Source organism: Streptomyces durhamensis (assembly GCF_000725475.1).
GTDB lineage: Bacteria > Actinomycetota > Actinomycetes > Streptomycetales > Streptomycetaceae > Streptomyces > Streptomyces filipinensis.
On sequence record NZ_JNXR01000016.1, the window covers coordinates 1 to 19,700 of the forward strand.

Sequence of the window (19,700 nt, forward strand, 5' to 3'; positions counted from 1 at the left end):
CGCCCACCCCCTCCGCGGCCGGCCGCCGTACCGCCCGCGCTCCCGCCACCTGTCAGCACCATGCGACGGCGCACCCCAGGCCGTGGGCGAAGAGCCGCAGGCCAGGCCGCGGGCGAAAGGGAACGCGAAGGCAAATGCGAAGGCAAACGTCCGGACGGGTACGGGTCAGGACGTGCGGATGGCCGGCGGGCGACGGCGCGCGCCCAAAATTGCATCGTTCGTTTTCTTGAAGCCTTCGTGTTTATGAGGGTAGGTTCGGCCGTATGACCGCCTCCCCGACCCCGACCACCGCGGAGGAGCTCCGCGGTGCCGGCCTGCGCGTGACGGCAGCCCGCGTCGCGCTGCTGGAGACCGTCCGGGCGGGCGACCACCTCGGCGTCGAGGCGATCGCCTCCGGGGTACGCGACCGCGTAGGCCACATCTCCCTGCAAGCCGTCTACGAGGCCCTTCACGCACTCACCGCGGCGGGCCTGGTCCGCCGTATCGAGCCGGCCGGTCACCCGGCCCGGTACGAGGGGCGCGTGGGGGACAACCACCACCACCTCGTGTGCCGGTCCTGCGGCGCCGTCGTCGACGTCGACTGCACGGTCGGCGACGCGCCGTGTCTGACCGCCTCCGACGACCGTGGCTTCGCCATCGACGAGGCCGAGGTCGTCTACTGGGGCATCTGCCCCGACTGTTCCACCGGCCGCAGTTCCTGAGCACCGAGTTCCGCACAGTTCGGAAGGATTGCCATGACTGAGAACCACGACGCGATCGTCACAGACGCGAAGGCGGAGGGGTCGAGCGGCGGCTGCCCCGTCGCCCACGACCGGGCCCTGCACCCGACCCAGGGCGGTGGCAACCGCCAGTGGTGGCCGGAGCGGCTCAACCTGCGGATCCTGGCCAAGAACCCGCCCGTGACGAACCCGCTCGGTGAGGAATTCGACTACGCCGAGGCCTTCCAGAGCCTCGACCTTCCGGCCGTGAAGCGGGACATCGCCGAGGTGCTCACCACATCCCAGGACTGGTGGCCGGCCGACTTCGGCCACTACGGCCCGCTGATCATCCGCATGGCCTGGCACAGCGCGGGCACCTACCGCATCAGCGACGGCCGCGGCGGTGCCGGCGCCGGCCAGCAGCGCTTCGCGCCGCTGAACAGCTGGCCGGACAACGCCAACCTGGACAAGGCCCGCCGCCTGCTGTGGCCGGTGAAGAAGAAGTACGGCCAGCGGATCTCCTGGGCCGACCTGATGATCCTCGCCGGCAACGTGGCCCTAGAGTCCATGGGCTTCTCCACCTTCGGCTTCGGCGGCGGCCGCGAGGACGTCTGGGAGGCGGAGGAGGACGTCTACTGGGGTCCCGAGACGACCTGGCTGGACGACAAGCGCTACACCGGCGACCGTGAGCTGGAGAACCCGCTCGGCGCCGTCCAGATGGGCCTGATCTACGTCAACCCCGAGGGCCCGAACGGCAACCCGGACCCGCTGGCCGCCGCCCGCGACATCCGCGAGACCTTCCGCCGCATGGCGATGAACGACGAGGAGACCGTCGCGCTGATCGCCGGCGGCCACACCTTCGGCAAGACCCACGGCGCCGGCCCCGCCGACGCGGTGGGCGCCGACCCCGAGGCCGCCGGCTTCGACGAGCAGGGACTCGGCTGGAAGAGCACCTACGGCACCGGCAAGGGCGCGGACGCCATCACCTCCGGTCTGGAGGTCACCTGGACCGCCACGCCGACCGAGTGGGACAACGGCTTCTTCGACATCCTCTTCGGCTACGAGTGGGAGCTGACCCAGTCCCCGGCCGGCGCCAACCAGTGGGTGGCCAAGGACGCCGAGGCTGTCATCCCCGACCCGCAGGACCCCACGAAGAAGCGTCTGCCCACGATGCTCACCACCGACCTGTCGCTGCGCTTCGACCCGATCTACGAGCCGATCTCCCGCCGGTTCCACGAGAACCCGCAGGAGTTCGCGGACGCCTTCGCCCGCGCCTGGTACAAGCTCACCCACCGTGACATGGGACCGAAGTCGCTGTACCTCGGCCCGGAGGTCCCCGGTGAGACCCTGATCTGGCAGGACCCGCTGCCGGAGCGCGAGGGCGAGCTGATCGACGACGCCGACATCGCGACGCTGAAGACCAAGCTGCTGGACTCCGGTCTCTCCGTCTCGCAGCTGGTCACCACCGCCTGGGCGTCCGCCTCCACCTTCCGCGGCAGCGACAAGCGCGGCGGCGCCAACGGCGCCCGCATCCGCCTGCAGCCGCAGCGCGGCTGGGAGGTCAACGAGCCCGACGAGCTGGCCCAGGTGCTGCGCGTCCTCGAGGGCGTCCGGCAGGACTTCAACGCCTCCTCCGGCGCCAAGAAGGTCTCTCTCGCCGACCTGATCGTGCTCGGCGGTGTCGCCGCGGTCGAGAAGGCCGCCAAGGAGGGCGGCTTCGAGGTGCGGGTCCCCTTCACGGCGGGCCGTGTGGACGCGACCGAGGAGCACACCGACGCCGAGTCCTTCGAGGCGCTGGAGCCGAGCGCGGACGGCTTCCGCAACTACCTCGGCAAGGGCAACCGCCTGCCGGCCGAGTACCTGCTCGTCGACAAGGCGAACCTGCTCAACCTGAGCGCCCCCGAGATGACGGTGCTCGTCGGTGGTCTGCGCGTGCTCGGCGCCAACCACCACCAGTCCCAGCTCGGCGTCCTCACCAAGACGCCCGGAGTCCTCACCCACGACTTCTTCGTCAACCTGCTCGACATGGGCACGGCGTGGAAGGCGACCTCCGAGGACCAGACCACGTTCGAGGGCCGGGACGCCGCCACGGGCGAGCTGAAGTGGGCCGGCAGCCGTGCCGACCTCGTCTTCGGCTCCAACTCCGAGCTGCGCGCGCTCGCCGAGGTCTACGCGAGCGACGACGCGAAGGAGAAGTTCGTCAAGGACTTCGTCGCCGCGTGGGACAAGGTCATGAACCTCGACCGGTTCGACCTGGTCTGAGCATCGCTTCGAGGGCGTCCGGGCCGACCTGCGCAGGTCGGCCCGGACGCCCTCGTCGTTCACCGGGACAGGGCCCTCCCCGTCGATCGCCCCCCACGGACCTGTGCCACAGAACCGTCACAGATGATCTACAACCGTCACAGGCGATCCACAGCGGAAACCCCGGGCCTCCCCGTCCTGTCTCCCCCGGTGAGCACCGGCGGGGAGCCGGTCGACCACATACACCGGACATCGGGGGACCCCATGCAGCACCGCAACACCATCCGCCTCGCCGCGTCGGCGACGGCCGTGATCGCCGCCGCGCTGTCGCTCACGGCCTGCGGGCCGGGAGGCGGCGACGGGGCGGGCGAGACGTCCTCCCCGGCCCCGGCCTCCGCCGCCCCCTCCCACGCCGCCTCCGCCCCCGCCACCCAGAACCCCGGCCCCGCGGCCTCGTCGGCCTCCTCGGGCTCGGGATCCTCCGGCGGCGGCACGGCGACCTCTTCCGGCGCGGCGTCCCCCTCTCCCGCGTCCGCCACCTCGGCCGCCACGACGCCGCAGTGCACGCTGTCGGCCGTCAAGGCGACGGCCTACCAGGCGGCCAACCGTCCGGTCGGCACCGGCACGGGCGCGGCGATCGTCGAGTTCACCAACGTCTCCGCCCATGCGTGCGCCCTCCACGGCCACCCGACCGTGGCCGCCGCGGGCAACGGTTCCCCCCAGCACAACATCCCGCTGACGGTGACCCCCACGGGCACGGCGTCGTCCGTGCGTCTCGCCCCGGGCGGCAAGGCATGGGTGAAGCTGACCTTCCACCAGGTCCAGGGCGAGGGCGACGGCTACTGCAAGTCCGGCGCGAAGCCCGCCGTCTACCCGACGCTCGTGGTCGGCCTGCCCGGCTCGGGTGCGCACCAGGTCGCGCTGACGGACGGTGAGTTCGCCGAGTGTGACAACACCGTCACCGCGACCGCGGTCACGTCGGTGAAGCCTGCCTGAGCGGCACTCCGTTCGGCGGCCGGCCCCGGAGCAGACGACGGCCCTGGGCATGGCGAGGCTACGCCGTGGGCGAGAGACCGGTGGCCACGGAGAGCTCTGCCGTGGGGGCGCGCGCCTTTCCGGCCGTGCTGGAAAGACGCGTAGGCACCCGTAGGGCCCTTCCCCGGTCCCCACGAGGGGCGCGGGGACCGGGGCGCTCCGCGGATCAGTGGTCCAGGGCCGCCGCCCCCGCCTGCGCGGAGCGCTCGTCCAGGTCGCCGGACGGGGCGCCCGCGACGCCGATGCCGGCGATGGGGGCGCCCTTGGCGGTCACCGGGGTGCCGCCCGCGAGGAACAGGGTGCCCTGGATGTCCTTCAGGGCCGGCGCCTGCTCCAGCCGCTTGGCCGGCTCCGAGGTGGGCGCGTTCCAGGACACCGCGGTGAACGCCTTGCGCTGCGCCGACTCGTACGACTGCGGGCCCGCCCCGTCCCCGCGCAGGGTGACCAGGGTGGTGCCGTTGCGGTCGACGACGGCCACGGAGACCTGCCGGCCCTCCTTCTCGGCGGCGACCACGGCGGCCCGCGCCGCCTTCTGCGCGGCGTCCAGCGTGAGATGCGTGCTCTGGGTGAGGTCACCGCCGTGGGCCGCGACCGCGACCGGGACCGGCGCGCGGAGGACCTCTTCACCGCGATCCACGCCGCCGCCCAGGGCCGCCCGGCCCTCTCCCCACCGGTCGCCGACCGCGTCATGTCCCGACTGCGCACCCCACGCCCCGCGCTCACCCCACGCGAACGCGACATCCTCGCCCACCTCTCCCAGGGCCTGCCCAACCACGCCATCGCCCGCGCCCTCCACATCAGCGAGGCCACGGTCAAGACCCACCTGCGCCGTATCTACGACAAGCTGGGAGTCGACACCCGGGCAGGGGCGGTGGCGGTGGCGAAGGAGCAACGACTGCTGCCCTGAGGGGTGCTTTCGCAGGCCGGCGAGCGGGCGCCGCGCGAGCAGCGAGCACAGCGCGCCCGCACCTGCACGACAGCCGTCAGCCGCGGAGCCTCACAGCCCGGCCATCGCCGGCCCCACGGCGCGACAGCCGTCAGCCTCACGCCGCCGACGCGAACGACGTCCTCACCTCCGCAGCGCTTCAAACGCCTCGCGCCCCGCGACCCCGATCGCGAGGTCGACATCCGGCGCCAGCCCCGCGCAGCGTCCCGCGCGCGTCAGCGCGGCCATCGCCACCCGGTCCCCCGACTCCGCCTCGACCACACCGATCTCGTGCCGCAGATGCAGGAAGGTCCCCGTCTTCCCGCTCCACCGCAGCGTGTCCGCCCGCAACTCGCTCGCCAGCCGGTGCGTGAAGACCTGCAGGCCCATCAGCCGCCGCAACTCGGCCGTCGCCCCGGGAACGGAGATCTCATCGCACCACACCCGCCGCACCAGTGCCACCAGCGCCGCGGCCGATCCCACGTTCGCGTACGCCGGATCCAGGGTCGCGATGGTGTGCCGCCCCGCCCGTTCGTCCCGCACGGCCAGCTCCAGAGCGAGCGAGAAGTCATGTGCCGCCGCACCGGCGGCGCACTCGTACATGTGGTTCAACCGGTGCCGCATCCGGATGTCCCCGCAGCCCCACGCACGCAGCCGCGCCTCCACGTCCGCCACCGGCACCAGATCCAGCAGTGCGTCCGCCGCCGCGTTGTCGCTCACCGCCAGCATCTGCAGGAGCAGGTCGCCGACGGCCACCGTGGCCGGGTACCGGAACGCCGCGAGCCCGGTGTGACCGACGCTGCTCCTCGCCGGGTCGAGCGTCACGGGGTGCGCCGGGTCGAGGGCCCCGGCCGCGATCCGGTCCAGTACGACGAGGGCGAGCGGGACCTTCACCACCGACGCGAGCGGCACCATCTCCTCGACGTCGAAACCGAGTTGTTCGCCCGTGTCGAGGTTCCGGGCGAGGAAGGAGCCGCGCACACCGAGGGCCGCCCAGTCCGCGGCGATCGCCTCGGCGACGTCCAGGAGGGCCCCGTCGCCGCCCACGTACACCGGGTGGCGCACCGGCGTCGCGCTCATCCGCGGGCCGCCAGACGCGCCGGGACGTCCCCGGCACCGCGGCGTGACGCGCCGGACCCGCGGACGACGGCTCCCACCGCCGACGCCAGCAGCGGCGCCAGCCAGTCCGGCACGACCGCCGCGCGGGCCCGGTCCGGGGCGGCGCTCACGTCGTACCCCCGATGCAGCGACCGGTCGCCCAGCGGCGTCCATCGTGCCCCGTGCTGCCGGGCGAACGGCTCGGCGCACAGCAGCAGCGCGCGCCCGGCCAGCGTCTCGGCGAGCGCGGTGGCCGCGGACCCGCCCGGCCGGAACCGGCCCGGGGGCAGCCCGGCCCGGGCTACGGCACGCTCCAGACGGTCCTCGCACACGGGCACGTGATCCTCCGGCAGGGTCAGCACCGTGACAGGGGAGGCGGGTTCGCCGGTGCGGCGACGACGGGGACGCAGGTCGTCCAGGTGGATCGCGCGCCGCGAGCCGCCCTGGCCCGAGAGCCGTTCGCCGTGGGCCGCCTCAGGCGCCGACGCGAGGCCCAGCGGCACCCGGAACGCGCCGCGCTCCGGCGGAACCCGCACCAGCGCGTAGGCGAGCGAACCGTCGGCCAGCCCGGAATCCCGTTCCAGAGGCGGCAGTTCACGTATGCCGAGGGTGATTCCGTGCTCGGTGCCGGCACGGATCGCGCGCGCCAGCGCCGCCGGGGCGCAGTGCGCCGGCACCCCGACGGCACGCACCCGCGACCGACCCGCGGCACCGGCGACCTGCCGCAGCCGCTGGGCCCGGTCCAGCACGTCCCGCGCGTACGGCAGGAGCAGCACCCCCAGCTCCGTGGTCGTGATCTGCCGCCGCGCACGGTCGAACAACGGGCCGCCGAAGTGCTCCTCCAGCGTCTTGATACGGCGGCTGAGCAGCGGCTGGGCGATGCCGAGCCGGTCGGCCGCCCGGGAGAAGCTCGCTTCGTCGGCCGTGGCGACGTACGCCTCAAGGTGGGCCAGGAGATCCATCCCGCACTCATATCAATAAGGCATGACACGTTCAAACTTCACTCTTGGACATGAGTGTGTTCCGCCTGTTTCCCTGGTCCCCGTCGAAGATCGACGACTCCGAACACGGACGACCAGGAGGACTGTTCCCATGACCGGCTCCCACCGCTCCGGCCCCCACCCGATGGCCCGCCGCGGACTGTTCAAGGCGGGCCTCGCGCTCACCACCGCGGCCGTGGCGGCCGGCGCGATCCCCGCGTCGGCGGCGGCTGACAGCGAACACCGCGGCGCCGAAGCCGAGTTGAGTGATCTGGAGCGCCGGCACGGTGCCCGGCTCGGCGTGTACGCGCGCAACCTCCGCACCGGCCGGACCGTGGCGCACCGGGCGGGAGAGCGGTTCGCGATGTGTTCGACCTTCAAGGCGTTCGCCGCGGCGGCGGTGCTGCGCGACCACGGCGACTGCGCGCCGCTGGACAAGGTCATCCACTATCCGCCGCACGACATCATCTCCAACTCGCAGCACACCGCGGAGCACGTGGACACCGGTATGACGGTGGCGGAGTTGTGTGCGGCGGCGATCCGGTACAGCGACAACGCGGCGGGCAACCTGCTGCTGCGTGAGATCGGCGGACCCGCCGGACTCACCCGCTTCTTCCGGTCGCTCGGCGACCAGGTGAGCCGGCTCGACCGGTGGGAGACGGACCTGGGCAGCGCGATCCCCGGAGACCTGCGCGACACCACGACCCCGCAGGCGCTCGGCCGCAGCTTCGAGCGGCTCACCCTGGGCCGGGCGCTCACCGGCGCCGACCGGGAACGGCTGGTCGGCTGGCTGAAGGGCAACACCACCAGCGCCGCACGGTTCCGCGCCGGCCTGCCGCGCGACTGGGTGCTGGCGGACAAGACCGGCACCGGTGACTACGGGTCCGCCAACGACATCGGCGTGGCCTGGACCACCCGGGGGACACCGGTCCTGCTGACCGTGCTGACGGCCAAGGGCGCCCAGCACGCACCGGCCGACGATGCGCTCGTCGAGGAGGCGGCGCGCCTCCTGGCCCGGGTCCTCGCACCAGGCGAGTAGCAACTCATTCACCCGTCTGAATATGAATCATGTCCCGCTCTTGACGTGTACATGCCCATCAGTGTGTCTGGACGGGATCCAGGGTGAGGTCCGCCCGGCGGCCGGGCTCGCGGGTGCGGTGCCGGTGCGGCCCGCACGGGTGATCGCCGTCAGGTGCCCCGGTGTGCCACGTGCCCGCCGGTGACCGTCAACGCGACCGGCGACGCGGCGAGTTCGTCCTCGGGTGCGTGCACGGGATCCACGGTCAGCGCGGTGAGGTCGGCCCGGTAGCCGGGCGCGATCCGGCCGGCGAAGCGGGACTCGCCGGCGGCGGCCGCCGCATGGCTGGTGCAGCCCTCCAGTGCCTGCAGCGGCGTCAGGCCCGGCCGGTGGGCCGCGGCGCCCTTCGGCCGGCGGGCCGTCGCCAGCACGGCCCGGACGTCGTGGTGCGCGATGGGCCAGTCCGAGCCCAGGGCGAGCGTGGCGCCCGCCTCCCGCAGATCGCGCAGCCGCCAGGCACGCGCGGCCCGGTCGCCGCCCAGCCGGCGGGACCACTCGTCGCTGCCGTCGTCGCGCGTGTAACCGGTGTGCGGTGGCTGCAGCGACGCCGCGACCCCCAACTTTGCAAAAGGGGCAGGAGTTCGTCCGGAGCGGTCTCGATGTGCTCGATCCGGTGGGCCCCGTGCCCGCTCGGCCCGAGGGAGGCGACGGTGTCCAGGACATGCCGTACGGCCGCGTCGCCGATGGCGTGCGTGGCGGTGCGGACCCCGGCCGCGTGCAGGGCGCGGACGGCCTCGGCGTAGGCGCGCGGGTCCGGCCAGAACGCGGCGGTGCCCTGACCATGGCAGTCGGGACGCTCCAGCCAGGCCGTGCCGCCCTCGACGGTGCCGTCCATGAAGAACTTGACCCCACCGACCAGCCAGTGCCGCCCGCCGCTGCCCTGGAGCCGCACCAGCTCCCGCAGCGCGTCCTCGTCGGCGCCCGGCATGCACCACGGCGCGAACCGCAGCCGCACCGGCAGGACCGTCTCCCGCGCCACCGCCGCCACCAGCTCCGGATCGCCGCCGTCCATCACATGGGCTCCGGTGAGCCCGGTCGCGGCCATGGCGGACAGCAGCCGAAGCAGCCGGCCGCGCCGTTCGGCGTACGACGGCCGGGGCGCGACGGCCGCCACCAGGTCCATCGCGGCGTGCTCGACCAGATGACCGGTGGGCCGGCCGGAGGCGTCGCACACCACCTCCGCGTGCTGGGCGAAGGCGCGCGGACCGGTCACTTCGGCGGCGGCCAGGGCGGCCGCGCTGGCGAGGGCGGAGTGGCCGTCGTACAGCCGCAGGAAGGCCGGGGTGTCGCCGAGCACGTCCGCCACCAGGTCGTGGTGGACGGGCCGGCCCCCGAACACGTTGTGGTCCAGGCCGTGGCCGACCACCCAGCCCTCGATCCGTTCGGCGCCGGCGAGCGCCGCACGCAGCCCGGCCGGATCGGTCACGCCCGACAGGTCGGTGCCCGTCGTCAGGTCCAGCCCCCACACCGGATGGCTGTGCGCGTCGACCAGGCCGGGCACGAGGTGCGCGCCGTGCAGGTCGAGGACCTCGGTGCCGGGGCCGCGCCAGCCCCGTACGTCGGCCGCCTCGCCGACCGCCGTGATCACCCCGTCGCGCACGGCGACGGCGCAGGCGGTGGGGCGGGCGGGGTCGAGGGTGCGGACCCGGGCGCCGGTGAGGACGAGGTCGGCAGCGGTCATGGGCTCAACTCCTGCACGTGGAGGTCCGGTTCGGATCAGTCGCCGGGTGCGGCGAGCGCGGCCGGTGCGGTGTCCTGGCCGCAAGGCGCCTGCGCACCGGCTTCGGTGGCGAACCCGGCGTAGACCTCCGGACGCGCACGGCGCAGCCACCACGCCAGCGGCAGGCCCAGCACGAAGACGGCCGGTGCCACGGCGACGAGGAGGACGTTCACGGCCGGGGAGGCGCCGGTGAACAGGTCGATGTGGGTCACGACCAGCGCGATCGCGGTCGTCAGCAGGACGGCGGCGAGCACCGGCGCCACCACGGTGCGCACCGCGCCCTCCGTGTGACGCACCCGCCGGAACCAGCACGGCACGGCGATCGCGGCGAGCAGCTGCAGCAGCAACAGGCCGATCATTCCCGGGGTGTTCACCCACAGCAGCAGCTGCTGGTACGGGTCCGCGCGTGCCGCCCAGAACGCGAGGACGACCACCGCGCCGAGGACGGTCTGGGCGGCGCCGGCGAGGTACGGGGAGCGGTGGCGCGGGTGGATCCGGCCGAGCCGGCGGGGCAGTACGCCCTCCTCGGCCAGGGCGAGGACGTAGCGGTTGATGGCGTTGTGGAAGGCCAGGAGGGAGGCGATGACGCTGGTCACGATGAAGAGGTGCATCAGATCGGCGGCCCAGCCGCCCACATAGGTGGCGATCGCCGTGAAGAACAGGCCGGCCGGGTCCGCGCCGGCCGCGCGTACGACCTGGTCGTCGCCGAAGGCCTGCACGGCGATCCACACGGTGAACGCGTAGAACACGCCGAGGAATCCGACGGCCAGATAGGTGGCGCGCGGGACGGTGCGCCCCGGATCGCGGGCCTCGCGGCGGTAGATGACGGTCGATTCGAAGCCGGTGAACGCCGCGAAGGCGAAGGACAGGACGGCCGCCATGCCGGGCACGAGCACATGTGCCGGAGCCAGGGAGGCCAGGGACAGCCCGTGCGCGCCGCCCCGCACCAGCACCCCGCCGGCGAGCAGCACGAGTATGCCGGTCTCGGCGACGAGCAGCACGCCGAGGACCTTGGCGCCGAAGTCGATCGAGCGGTATCCGCCGTAGCCGATCAGCAGCAGGCCCGCCAGCGAGACGGGCAGCCAGGGCACGTCGATGCCGGCGAGGGTGTGCAGGGTGTCGCGGGCGGTGGTGGCGAGCAGGCCGTAGACCCCGATCTCCATGCCGTTGTAGCCGATCAGCGCCAGCAGCGCGGCGCCGATGCCGACCGGGCGGCCGAGGCCGCGGGTGACGTAGGCGTAGAAGGCGCCGCCGCTGGTCACATGGCGGCTCATGGTGGTGAAGCCGACGGCGAAGACGGCGAGGGTCAGGCCGGCGAGGAGATAGCCGACGGGCGCGCCGATGCCGCCGAGCAGGATCGCGAGCGGAGCGACCCCGGCCATGACGGTCAGGGGAGCGGCGGCGGAGACGACGAAGAAGGCGATGTCGGCGGTGCCGAGGGAACCGGACCGGAGGCCGGCAGCGCCGGACGGCGCTCTCTCCTCCGGGGGTTCGGTGGTGGACACGGACATACGGGGGGAGCCCTTCTGGCGGCGGAGGGAACGGGGCCCGGCGGTGGGGCGGCCGGGGCCGCGGGCGCCGGCGGACCAGGGCCGGGATGGGCCGTCCGTACCGGTGTTCTGCGGGCGCGCGCAGGGGGTGGCGGGCGCCCGGAGCCATAAACCTAAAGGCTTTCGGTTTCCGCAATGTAACCTGCCGTTGGGCATCCGGGAAGACCTCAGGGAGAACGCTGACCATGGGACGGCCGCGCACACCGCTCCTCGACCGCGAGCGCATCACCACCACCGCGCTCCGACTGGTCGACGAGACCGGTGACTTCAGCGTCCCGCAGATCGCCCGGCGGCTCGGCGCGCAGACCGGCTCGGTGTACCACCACGTGGAGGGCCGCGACGGCATAGTGGAGCTGCTGCGCGAGCGCGTCTGCTCGGCGATCGACCCCGGCACCCTCGAACTGGCCCCGTGGGACACGGCCCTGGAGGCCTGGGCCCGCTCCTACCGCGCCGCGTTCGCGGCCCATCCCCGGGCCGTCCCGCTGCTGATGACCTCGCCGGTCCGTGCCCCCCGGGTCCTGGAGCAGTACGAACGCGCGGTGGGCGTCCTGCTCGACGCCGGCTGCGACCGCACCGCGACCATGCCGCTGATCATGGCGCTGGAGAACCTGGTGCTGGGCTCCGCCCTGGACCTCGCCGCCCCGGAGATGATGTGGGAGCTGACGGAGCACACGCCCACCCCGCGTCTCGCGGACGCGCTCGCCGCCGTGGGTCACGGTCGCGCCGACCGCGCCTTCGAGGTGGGCCTCACCGCCTTCATGAACCACGCGCGGGCACTTCTGAACGGCGACCTGAATGAGGGCAGTTCCTGACCTGGATGCCGTCTAGGGTCGGGACCATGGACACTTCTTCGGAGCACCACGCGTCCCTGCCGTGCGACGAGCACACCGAGCTGCTGGGAGCCCTGGCCGAGCAGCGGGCGTTGCTGCTGATCACTGTGCGCGGCCTGACCGACGCCGAGGCCGCCCGCCGGACCACGGTGAGCGAGCTGACGCTGGGCGGGATCGTCAAGCACCTGGCGCGCGGTGAACGGGTGTGGGCCCAGATCATGACGAAGGGCGACGGCGAGGTGCCCGAAGGCATGCTCGAACTCGGCCAGTACCGCATGGCCGACGGCGACACGCTCGCCGGGCTGCTGGAGGAGTACGCGGCCGGGACCCGCGCGATCGAGGCGGCCGCGGCCGCCGTCCCCGGCCTGGAGCGGACCGTGCCGCTGCCCCGGACCCCCTGGTCCCCGCCCGAGACCGTGTACTGGTCCGCCCGGCGCATCCTGCTGCACCTGATCCGCGAGACGGCCCAGCACGCCGGGCACGCGGACATCATCCGGGAGGCGCTGGACGGGGCGAACACCACCGCGCAGCGGTGACCGCCGGCGCGGTTTCCCAGTACCGCAAGTAACATGATCACCTTGGCTCCGGGTATACCAGTCAGTCAACTTTTACGCGTCCCAGGACGCGCCCTGCCCGGAGAAGTCCATGTCTTCTGTCAACGACGCGTTGGAGAACGCGCGCCTCACCTACGACCAGCACATGCGCACGTGCCGGCAGTGCCACGCGGACCGCGCGGCCTGTGCCGTGGCCAAGCACCTCCTGCGGATCTACAACAACGCCCGCAGGGACCACATGCGCGCGGGAGGGCAGCACCCGGTGACGGACTGACCGGGCTTTCCGGCGTCCCCCTCGGCCTCGCCCCAGGCGGGACACATCACCGCCGGGATCCTCGCCGCGACCGGCGAGCACACACCGCTGCCCTGTGCTCAGGCCCCGCCGTACAACGCCGCCGTGTCGGGCTCGGGCGGCGGGGCGTGCCGGGCCGCGGGGCCCTTGGCGAACGTCCGCAGAAGGTTCTCCGTGGTGCGGGTGACGAAGGCGCGGGTACGGGCGTCCATGCCGTGGTCGCGCCCCAGCATGCCCGTCCCGGCCACCAGGCCCTCCACCCAGCGCATGGTGCCGGTCGCGAACACCCCCGCGCCGCCGGCGGCCGTGTAGTACGCCGAGTCGCTGTGGCTGGGCCGCCCGCCGCAGACCAGCGGGGAGTGGGCGGTGATCTCCAGGGGCCCCGGGGTGGGGGCGCCGGGGGTGACGCGGTCGTACTCGACGCCCACGAGATGCGCGAAGGCGTCGCCGGGGCGCGCGCCGGTGCCGTCGTAGAGCCAGTGACCGGCGGCCCGGACGACGTAGGGCGCGTCGACCGGATAGCCCTCGTAGAGCACCCCGGTCAGTGAGGACTCGGGATCCGCGGCGGGCGGCAGACGGTAGTCGGTGGTGACCAGGGCCGGCTGTGAGCCGTAGCAGGGGTCGGCGCGGTAGTCGGTCTTGTAGCAGACCACCGTACGGTCGTCCGCGGCTTCCCCGGCCTCCAGCCGGACACGGCGGAAGCAGGTGTTCGCGCCGAGGAAGGCGATGTTCGTACCGGCGTCACGGGCAGCGGTCACATGGGCCCGCTGCCGCGGTGTCCAGTACTCGTCGTGCCCCAGGCAGACCACGGCGTGCGCGCCCCGCAGCACCCCGGGATCCCGGTGGACGTCGACACCCGTGCTGTAGGCGAGCGGGATGCCCAGGCGCTCGGCCAGCACCACCAGCGCCCACTCGTACACCAGGAACTTCCCGTCTCCGTCGCCGTCGTAGGGGCGGTCGAAGCTCACCGCGAGGGAGCGGGTGGCGTACGCCCCGGAGGCACCGGCGTACAGGCTGCTGCCGCCCCAGCGGTTGTACGCCTGCCAGGTCGCCGGAGCGTGCAACAGGACGGTACGGCCCGCGCCGTCGGCGGAGCGGACGATCAGCGGGACGTACCGCTGGTGGCCGGTGTCCGCCTCCAGCCGAAGCAGATAGGCGCCCTCCGGCCAGCCGGAGGTGTCCACGGACAGCGTCCTCGGCCAGTCGGCCCGCACGGTGCGGGTCGTGGGCAGCAGGTGCGGGGCCGGCCGGACGCGGCCGGGTATGCGCTCCGACGCCCAGACCCGGCGGGCCTGCCGGCCGCCGTACCAGCCGACCCGGAAAGCGGAGACGCGAAAGGACGCGGCGGTCGTCGACACGTGCAGCCCGAAGGCCTCGCCCGGAGTCACGCTCACCCGGTCCGGGTAGCCGGCCACGGCGTCCGGCGGCCCGGTGGACGCCAGACGCCAGGCGGCGGTGCCCGGCGCGTCCCGCTCCGCCTCGGGCCGCAGCCGCCGCGCGTCCCGGCCGGTCGTGTCGTGCGGGTGCGGCGGGGCGGCCGTGCACGCGGCGGCCGTGCCGAGGCCCAGGCCGGTGCACAGGGTGAGGAAACGCCGGCGGCCGAGGCCGTCCGACGGCGCGGTGTCGTGTCCCGGAGCCACATGACCTCCCGGATGCGTGTCCGCTCCAGCGTCCCGAGGCCCGCCCGGTCGCCGCAACCGCGGCGGCGGGAGGGAGCCCGGCGGCGCGGCACGCGGGGCGGGAGCGTACGGCCCAACGGGTGACGGGTTCCGCACCGGCCTCACGTGCGGAAGCCGACGTGCACGTGGTCGTGGTGGGTGGCGTCGCTGAAGAACTGGCCGGCGGCGCCGCCCGTCAGCGGCAGGGGACCGCCCACGTTGTACGACCCCGCGGCCGCCGCGTCCCGCATGAACCGTTCGACCAGGCCGCGGGGGGTCGCCGGGTCGACGACCGCGTGGCCGTCGACCCGCCACACGTCGAAGGCCCGGCCGCGCGGATGGTCGCTGGGCCGGCTGGTGCCGAACACGTCCAGCGGATGCCCGGAGCGGACGACGCTCACCTCCAGCCGGTACGTCCGGGCCAGCGCGAGCATCGCCCTGGCCACGCTGGTGTGCACCTGGCCGCTGCGCAGGTCCGCCGCGGCGGCGGGCGGCAGCACGATCCGGTCCTCGGCCAGCACCGCCCGGTTCTCGGGCGCGAGCGGCCGGACAGCCGGTCCGGGGTGCGCCGGATGCAGGGCGCCGACCGTCCAGCCACGGCCCGACCGGGACAGGCGTACGTCGACGGTCGTCCCGCCGGCGCTCACCGCGGCACCGCGCCGGGTCCACTGCCGGCACACCACCAGCACACTGGCCGACCGGGACAGGATCCCGCCGTACTGCGCGTCCACCACCTGCAGCGCCGCCTGGTCGGCCGTCGGCAGCAGCGGACCGGCCTGCCCGGCGAGGGCCGGGGGCAGCCCGAGCGCCGCCACCCGCGCCCGCGCCGCCGCCACTCCGCCGCGCCCGGCGTCCCATGCCCCGATCGCCTCCACCAGCCGCACGGCGCGCAGCTTCGCCGCGGGCTGGACCTCGGCGGCGGTGGGCCGCCAGGGTGAGGTGCGGGGCAGACCGGGGGAGGCGGACGGCGACCCACCGCGGGGAACGGACCTCTGCGGCGGGCGGGCGGCCGGGGCCGAACCCGTACGGCCGGAGCAGCTCGCGGCACCGAGCGCGACACCGGCCAGGCCGGCCAGCACGGTACGGCGGCCGGGCGGGGCAGCGACGGGCGCACGAGGTCCGTTCATACGGCCCAGTCTCCGCCGTGCGGCAGCGGACCGGCGACCGCGATCGCGGTGCCCTGCTCCGGGCATCCGGAACGGCGCCTCAGGATGCCTCCGGCGTCCGCCCGAGCCTCCTGGGTCCGGCTACCGCGGCGAGGGGAGTGTGCCGGGACGCCGTGCCCGGTGCCGCACCGACCGCCGTGGTCGAGGAGTGCCCGGCGCCCCGAATTGCCGCGCCGGGACGGAGCCGTGCGCCCCGACCCCCTCAGAAACCCCCTCAGAACGGTGGATCGTCGAAGAGTTCGAGGAGAGACGTCGCGCTGTGCTCGGATCCCGCGGCGGTGCCCGACGGGGCGGGGAAGGTGCGGCCCCAGGACGCGGCGCGGCCCAGGGCGCTCAGACGCCAGGCGAGACGTGCGGCACGGCGCAGCTCCGCCGCCGTGCGGCCGGTGTCCGTCCAGGGCTCCAGGTAGGCGTCGAGGAGCCGGGCCAGGACCTGCGGCCCGTACCGCGGGCGAGCCTTCTCGGCGGGGACCCGCAGGCTGCAGAAGGGGTGCGAGACGGCGGCGTCGCCCCAGTCGAAGAAGACGAACCGGCCCGGTGCCGGACGGAAGAGCTGGCCGTCGTGCAGGTCCGCGTGGTCGAGGGTGTCCGCGACGCCGACGGAGGCGAGTTCGGCGCACCAGTGGGCGAGGCGGGGCCGCAGCCGCTCCAGCCGGGCGCGGTCCTCCGGGCGCAGCGCGGTGTTGCGCGCGAGCAGCCGGTCGAACTCCGCGGGCAGGCCGAGGGTACGGGCGGCGGGCACGCCCAGGTGCTCGATGTCCCGCGCGTACCGGGTCAGCGACCGCTGCAGGTGCGCGTACTGACGCAGCAGCTCCTCCCAGTCGCGCGGCTCCGCCGGCTCCCGGGCGAGCACGTCGCGGAAGAGCTCCCCGCCGTCGGGCAGCAGGGCCCACGCGCGGTCGGCGTCCACGGCCAGCGGTCGGAGCACCTGCTCCGGCACCCAGCGGGCCAGCGCCGCGGTCAGCGGCCCCTCGAAGGCACTGGCCGGCGGGTTCGCCTTGAACCAGACGGCGTCCCGCCCCTCCACGGGCACCCGAACCAGCACGGACCACGGCCGCAGCCGCACCCTGAGGACCCCGTTCACGCGCAGGCCGCGTGCCGCGAGCCGCCCCGCCACCCAGTCGAGGGCCTCGGCCCGCCAGCGGTCCTGCTCCCATGGGGTCGGGGCGTACAGGTAGGTACCGCGGTCCACGGCGATGGAAATCTCACTCCGCATCGCGCCATCCCACCACCGCGGCCCGGGGCCGGTCAGCCGGTTTTCCGGGCGGCCCCGGTTTTCCGAGCGGCCTCGGTGCGGTCTCATCCGCCGGGATGCGCGGAACGGACGATCAGGGAACGCAGCTCGTCCACCGCGCGGCTGCGCGCGGCCGTCAGTTCCGGTGCGGTGACGCTCGCCGCGGCGATGCGGACGGGGCGCGGGCCGCGGGCGAAGTGCGCGTCGATCGCGGCGGTCACGCCGGGGTGGCGGCCCCACTCCCCGCCGATGACGATCAGCTCCGGGTCGGTGAGGGAGACGACCGCGGTCAGGACCCCGCCGACGGCGCGGGCGAGGGCGTCCCGGACCTCGCGCGCCCGTTCGCCGTCGCCCTCGACGGCCGTCGCCAGCGCCGCCGCGTCGACGGCCGTCGAGCCGGGCCGGCGCAGCCCGAGCACGGAGAACACCTCCGTCAGCGGCATGGCCGTACCGTCCGGTCCCGCCGTGGACACATGGGCGATCTCCCCGGCGAGGCCCCGACGACCGCGCCGGACGGCGCCGTCGGTGACCACGGCACAGCCCAGCCCCTCGCCGAGGTGGACGTAGACGAAGTCGTCGACGCCGGAGGCGCATCCGGTATGACGCTCGGCGCGTGCGGCCCAGTTGACGTCGTTGTCCACCAGGACAGGCCCGGCGACGTACGGATCGAGGACGGCCGGGGGATCGAGCTCACCGACCAGGAACGGCGCGTCCGGCAGCTGCACGAGCCGTCCGGTGGCCCGGTCGACGGGGTCGGCGGCGCTGACGACCGCGGTGCGCAGCCCGCCCGGCGCCGTCTGCCCGAGCCGGCCGGCGACCTGGGCCAGGGCGTCGGCCGCGCGGTGCTCGCCCGCGTTCCGGTCCAGGTCGGCCCGGGCCTCGCCGAGGGTCTGGCCGTGGACGTCCACGGCCTGGGCCGACACGCCGTACGGCGAGATGCTCGCGACCAGCGCGAGCCCGAGCCGTGGTGCCAGGGAGTGGTAGGAGCCCGCCCGGCCGCGTCCCGTCGTGCGCTCCCCGGTGTCGACCACCAGGCCGGCCCGGACCAGGCGCTGCACGCCGTCGGAGATGGTCGGCTTCGAGATGCCCGTCAGGGCCGCGATCTCCGCGCGGGTCAGCCGCGGGTGGTCCATCAGGGTGCGCAGCACGTGCTCGTCCGTCAGGTCGCGCAGCATCTCCAGCGAGGGTTTGGGCTTGGCCGACGTCATGCCGGCCATTCTAGTTAGGACTGTTGCCTGAATAGGGGAGCGGGGTTACGTTGGTTTTGGTAAGGAGTCCTAATCAAAGGAGCGGTGCCATGACACTCGCCGCCGGCCGGCAGCGGACGACCGCGGACCTGCCCCACTGGGAGACCGTCCCCGACGACCTGGAAGCCGCGATCCGCGCGTTCAAGACGGCCCTGCGGACCCGGATCGAGACCTTCGGCCGCAGCGTCGAGGAGGTGTACGCCGCCGCCGAGCGGCGCGTGGCCGCCCGGGTCGCCGAGATCAGGGCGGAGAAGGAGGCCGGCGAGAGCGTCTGGCCGGTGATCGACTACACCGACATCGCCCACGGAAGCGTGAGCCCCGCGCAGACCGCGAAGCTGAGGAAGCGCGGCTGTCTCGTCGTACGCGGCCACTTCCCGCGCGAGCAGGCCCTCGCCTGGGACGCCGGGATCGTCGACTACGTCGAGCGCAACCGGTTCTTCGAGACCTACACGGGCCCCGGCGACGACTTCTTCGGCAGTGTCGGCTCCAGGCCCGAGATCTATCCGGTCTACTGGTCCGAGGCGCAGATGCAGGCCCGGCAGAGCGACCGCATGGCCCGCGTGCAGTCGTTCCTGAACGCCTTCTGGAAGCACACCTCCGACGGCGTGCGGTGGTTCGACCCCGACCGCGACGCGCTCTACCCCGACCGCATCCGCCGCCGCCCACCGGGCACCGACTCCCGCGGCCTCGGTGCCCACTGCGACCCCGGCACCCTCGACCTGTGGCTGACCCGGGCCTACCAGCAGGCGTTCCGGCACCTGTTCGACGGCACGGTCGAGGAGTACGACCCCTGGGACGCCGCCCACCGCACCGCGGGCCCCCAGTACCCGGGCTCCACCATGTGCTCGGCGTTCCGCACGTTCCAGGGCTGGACCGCGCTGTCCGACATGGACCACGACCAGGGCGTGCTGCATACCGTGCCGGTCCCCGAGGCCATGGCCTGCCTGATGCTGCGCCCCCTGCTGCCGGACGTCCCCGAGGACGACATGTGCGGGGTCACCGTCAACCAGGTCTTCCCCGCGAGCGAGAAGTGGCACCCGCTGCTCCTGGAGGCCCTCACCGGCATCCCGGACGTCCGGGCCGGCGACTCCGTGTGGTGGCACTGCGACATGATCCACAGCGTGGCGCCGGTGACGGACCAGCGGGGCTGGGGCAACGTCATGTACATCCCCGCCGCGCCCTGGTGCCCGCGCAACGAGCGGTACGCGGCCTCCGTGCGCGAGGCCTTCCTCTCCGGATCCAGCCCGAGCGACTTCCCGGAAGAGCACTACGAGCGCTCCTGGTCCGGCCGTTTCCCCGCCGACCGGCTCGACACCACCGGCCGCAGGGGCCTCGGCCTGGAGTGACCCGCACGTCAGCAGGGCGGCCGGCCGGCGCGGCAGGGCGGCCGGGCC

Annotated in this window: 16 protein-coding genes and 2 pseudogenes; 9 read left to right on the forward strand and 9 right to left on the reverse strand. The window is 74.0% G+C overall.

Features of this window, described 5'->3' with window-relative positions:
• The first annotated feature begins 263 nt into the window (after positions 1 to 263).
• The 3 genes from IO33_RS0124400 to IO33_RS0124410 all read left to right on the forward strand — a co-directional run bounded on the left by IO33_RS0124400 (position 264) and on the right by IO33_RS0124410 (position 3,935).
• Positions 264 to 701 carry a Fur family transcriptional regulator gene (locus IO33_RS0124400; RefSeq protein WP_031168561.1) on the forward strand — a complete coding sequence of 146 codons (438 nt, stop codon included), beginning with the start codon at positions 264 to 266 and terminating at the stop codon, positions 699 to 701.
• A gap of 33 nt (positions 702 to 734) precedes the next feature.
• A complete protein-coding gene (gene katG / locus IO33_RS0124405) occupies positions 735 to 2,960 on the forward strand; it encodes a catalase/peroxidase HPI (protein WP_031168563.1) in 2,226 nt (741 codons plus the stop codon).
• A gap of 243 nt (positions 2,961 to 3,203) precedes the next feature.
• Positions 3,204 to 3,935, forward strand: a complete 732-nt coding sequence (locus IO33_RS0124410; protein WP_031168566.1) for a DUF4232 domain-containing protein — start codon at positions 3,204 to 3,206, stop codon at positions 3,933 to 3,935.
• A 205-nt stretch (positions 3,936 to 4,140) separates the two neighbouring features.
• Here IO33_RS0124410 and IO33_RS0124415 read toward each other — a convergent pair whose 3' ends face one another.
• Positions 4,141 to 4,623 (reverse strand): GlcG/HbpS family heme-binding protein, encoded by a 483-nt coding sequence (locus IO33_RS0124415; protein ID WP_078963888.1) that lies wholly within the window; start codon positions 4,621 to 4,623, stop codon positions 4,141 to 4,143.
• On the opposite strand from IO33_RS0124415, the pseudogene IO33_RS0124420 reads away from it, so the two are divergent.
• A pseudogene (locus IO33_RS0124420) lies at positions 4,582 to 4,881 on the forward strand (response regulator transcription factor); the annotation flags it as partial. The gene IO33_RS0124415 and the pseudogene IO33_RS0124420 overlap by 42 nt on opposite strands.
• A gap of 162 nt (positions 4,882 to 5,043) precedes the next feature.
• Here the strand turns inward: IO33_RS0124420 and IO33_RS0124425 are convergent.
• Together IO33_RS0124425 and IO33_RS0124430 are read right to left on the reverse strand one after the other, a co-directional pair.
• Positions 5,044 to 5,979 carry a serine hydrolase gene (locus IO33_RS0124425; protein WP_031168571.1) on the reverse strand — a complete coding sequence of 312 codons (936 nt, stop codon included), beginning with the start codon at positions 5,977 to 5,979 and terminating at the stop codon, positions 5,044 to 5,046.
• The gene (locus IO33_RS0124430) at positions 5,976 to 6,959 is read right to left on the reverse strand and encodes a LysR family transcriptional regulator (protein WP_031168573.1); all 984 of its coding nucleotides are present in this window, start codon (positions 6,957 to 6,959) and stop codon (positions 5,976 to 5,978) included. The genes IO33_RS0124425 and IO33_RS0124430 overlap by 4 nt, the downstream gene beginning before the upstream one ends.
• Before the next feature lie 163 nt (positions 6,960 to 7,122).
• On the opposite strand from IO33_RS0124430, the gene bla reads away from it, so the two are divergent.
• Entirely contained in the window at positions 7,123 to 8,016 is an 894-nt protein-coding gene (gene bla, locus IO33_RS0124435; RefSeq protein ID WP_063765781.1) for a class A beta-lactamase, read from the forward strand.
• 149 nt (positions 8,017 to 8,165) lie between these two features.
• Here bla and IO33_RS44445 read toward each other — a convergent pair.
• A pseudogene (locus IO33_RS44445) lies at positions 8,166 to 9,736 on the reverse strand (amidohydrolase).
• Positions 9,737 to 9,771: 35 nt separating this feature from the next.
• Positions 9,772 to 11,286, reverse strand: a complete 1,515-nt coding sequence (locus tag IO33_RS0124445; protein ID WP_051926927.1) for an APC family permease — start codon at positions 11,284 to 11,286, stop codon at positions 9,772 to 9,774.
• A gap of 224 nt (positions 11,287 to 11,510) precedes the next feature.
• Here IO33_RS0124445 and IO33_RS0124450 point away from each other — a divergent pair, with 224 nt between their 5' ends.
• From IO33_RS0124450 to IO33_RS0124460, 3 genes are all read left to right on the forward strand, one after another.
• Positions 11,511 to 12,137: a TetR/AcrR family transcriptional regulator gene (locus IO33_RS0124450; protein WP_031168579.1), complete on the forward strand. Its 627-nt coding sequence runs from the start codon at positions 11,511 to 11,513 to the stop codon at positions 12,135 to 12,137.
• Between the two features lie 26 nt (positions 12,138 to 12,163).
• On the forward strand, positions 12,164 to 12,691 hold the full coding sequence (locus tag IO33_RS0124455; protein ID WP_031168581.1) for a DinB family protein: 528 nt from the start codon (positions 12,164 to 12,166) through the stop codon (positions 12,689 to 12,691).
• Positions 12,692 to 12,800: 109 nt separating this feature from the next.
• The gene (locus tag IO33_RS0124460) at positions 12,801 to 12,983 is read left to right on the forward strand and encodes a hypothetical protein (RefSeq protein ID WP_031168583.1); all 183 of its coding nucleotides are present in this window, start codon (positions 12,801 to 12,803) and stop codon (positions 12,981 to 12,983) included.
• Between the two features lie 98 nt (positions 12,984 to 13,081).
• Here the strand turns inward: IO33_RS0124460 and IO33_RS0124465 are convergent, their stop codons facing one another.
• The 4 genes from IO33_RS0124465 to IO33_RS0124480 form a co-directional block, all read right to left on the reverse strand.
• Positions 13,082 to 14,641, reverse strand: a complete 1,560-nt coding sequence (locus tag IO33_RS0124465; RefSeq protein WP_245235872.1) for a N,N-dimethylformamidase beta subunit family domain-containing protein — start codon at positions 14,639 to 14,641, stop codon at positions 13,082 to 13,084.
• Positions 14,642 to 14,781: 140 nt separating this feature from the next.
• On the reverse strand, positions 14,782 to 15,786 hold the full coding sequence (locus IO33_RS49490) for a hypothetical protein (RefSeq protein ID WP_078963877.1): 1,005 nt from the start codon (positions 15,784 to 15,786) through the stop codon (positions 14,782 to 14,784).
• Positions 15,787 to 16,039: 253 nt separating this feature from the next.
• On the reverse strand, positions 16,040 to 17,041 hold the full coding sequence (locus IO33_RS0124475) for an aminoglycoside phosphotransferase family protein (RefSeq protein ID WP_031168589.1): 1,002 nt from the start codon (positions 17,039 to 17,041) through the stop codon (positions 16,040 to 16,042).
• Positions 17,042 to 17,124: 83 nt separating this feature from the next.
• Positions 17,125 to 18,267 carry an ROK family transcriptional regulator gene (locus IO33_RS0124480; RefSeq protein ID WP_031168591.1) on the reverse strand — a complete coding sequence of 381 codons (1,143 nt, stop codon included), beginning with the start codon at positions 18,265 to 18,267 and terminating at the stop codon, positions 17,125 to 17,127.
• A gap of 89 nt (positions 18,268 to 18,356) precedes the next feature.
• Here IO33_RS0124480 and IO33_RS0124485 point away from each other — a divergent pair, with 89 nt between their 5' ends.
• Positions 18,357 to 19,652: a DUF1479 domain-containing protein gene (locus IO33_RS0124485; protein ID WP_031168594.1), complete on the forward strand. Its 1,296-nt coding sequence runs from the start codon at positions 18,357 to 18,359 to the stop codon at positions 19,650 to 19,652.
• Positions 19,653 to 19,700: the final 48 nt, after the last annotated feature.

Coding starts and splice junctions, on each gene's coding strand:
- IO33_RS0124400 (WP_031168561.1), top strand. CDS start 264: ATGACCGCCTCCCCGACCCCGACCACCGCGGAGGAGCTCCGCGGTGCC.
- katG (WP_031168563.1), top strand. CDS start 735: ATGACTGAGAACCACGACGCGATCGTCACAGACGCGAAGGCGGAGGGG.
- IO33_RS0124410 (WP_031168566.1), top strand. CDS start 3,204: ATGCAGCACCGCAACACCATCCGCCTCGCCGCGTCGGCGACGGCCGTG.
- IO33_RS0124425 (WP_031168571.1), bottom strand. CDS start 5,979: ATGAGCGCGACGCCGGTGCGCCACCCGGTGTACGTGGGCGGCGACGGG.
- IO33_RS0124430 (WP_031168573.1), bottom strand. CDS start 6,959: ATGGATCTCCTGGCCCACCTTGAGGCGTACGTCGCCACGGCCGACGAA.
- bla (WP_063765781.1), top strand. CDS start 7,123: ATGGCCCGCCGCGGACTGTTCAAGGCGGGCCTCGCGCTCACCACCGCG.
- IO33_RS0124445 (WP_051926927.1), bottom strand. CDS start 11,286: ATGTCCGTGTCCACCACCGAACCCCCGGAGGAGAGAGCGCCGTCCGGC.
- IO33_RS0124450 (WP_031168579.1), top strand. CDS start 11,511: ATGGGACGGCCGCGCACACCGCTCCTCGACCGCGAGCGCATCACCACC.
- IO33_RS0124455 (WP_031168581.1), top strand. CDS start 12,164: ATGGACACTTCTTCGGAGCACCACGCGTCCCTGCCGTGCGACGAGCAC.
- IO33_RS0124460 (WP_031168583.1), top strand. CDS start 12,801: ATGTCTTCTGTCAACGACGCGTTGGAGAACGCGCGCCTCACCTACGAC.
- IO33_RS49490 (WP_078963877.1), bottom strand. CDS start 15,786: ATGAACGGACCTCGTGCGCCCGTCGCTGCCCCGCCCGGCCGCCGTACC.
- IO33_RS0124475 (WP_031168589.1), bottom strand. CDS start 17,041: ATGCGGAGTGAGATTTCCATCGCCGTGGACCGCGGTACCTACCTGTAC.
- IO33_RS0124480 (WP_031168591.1), bottom strand. CDS start 18,267: ATGACGTCGGCCAAGCCCAAACCCTCGCTGGAGATGCTGCGCGACCTG.
- IO33_RS0124485 (WP_031168594.1), top strand. CDS start 18,357: ATGACACTCGCCGCCGGCCGGCAGCGGACGACCGCGGACCTGCCCCAC.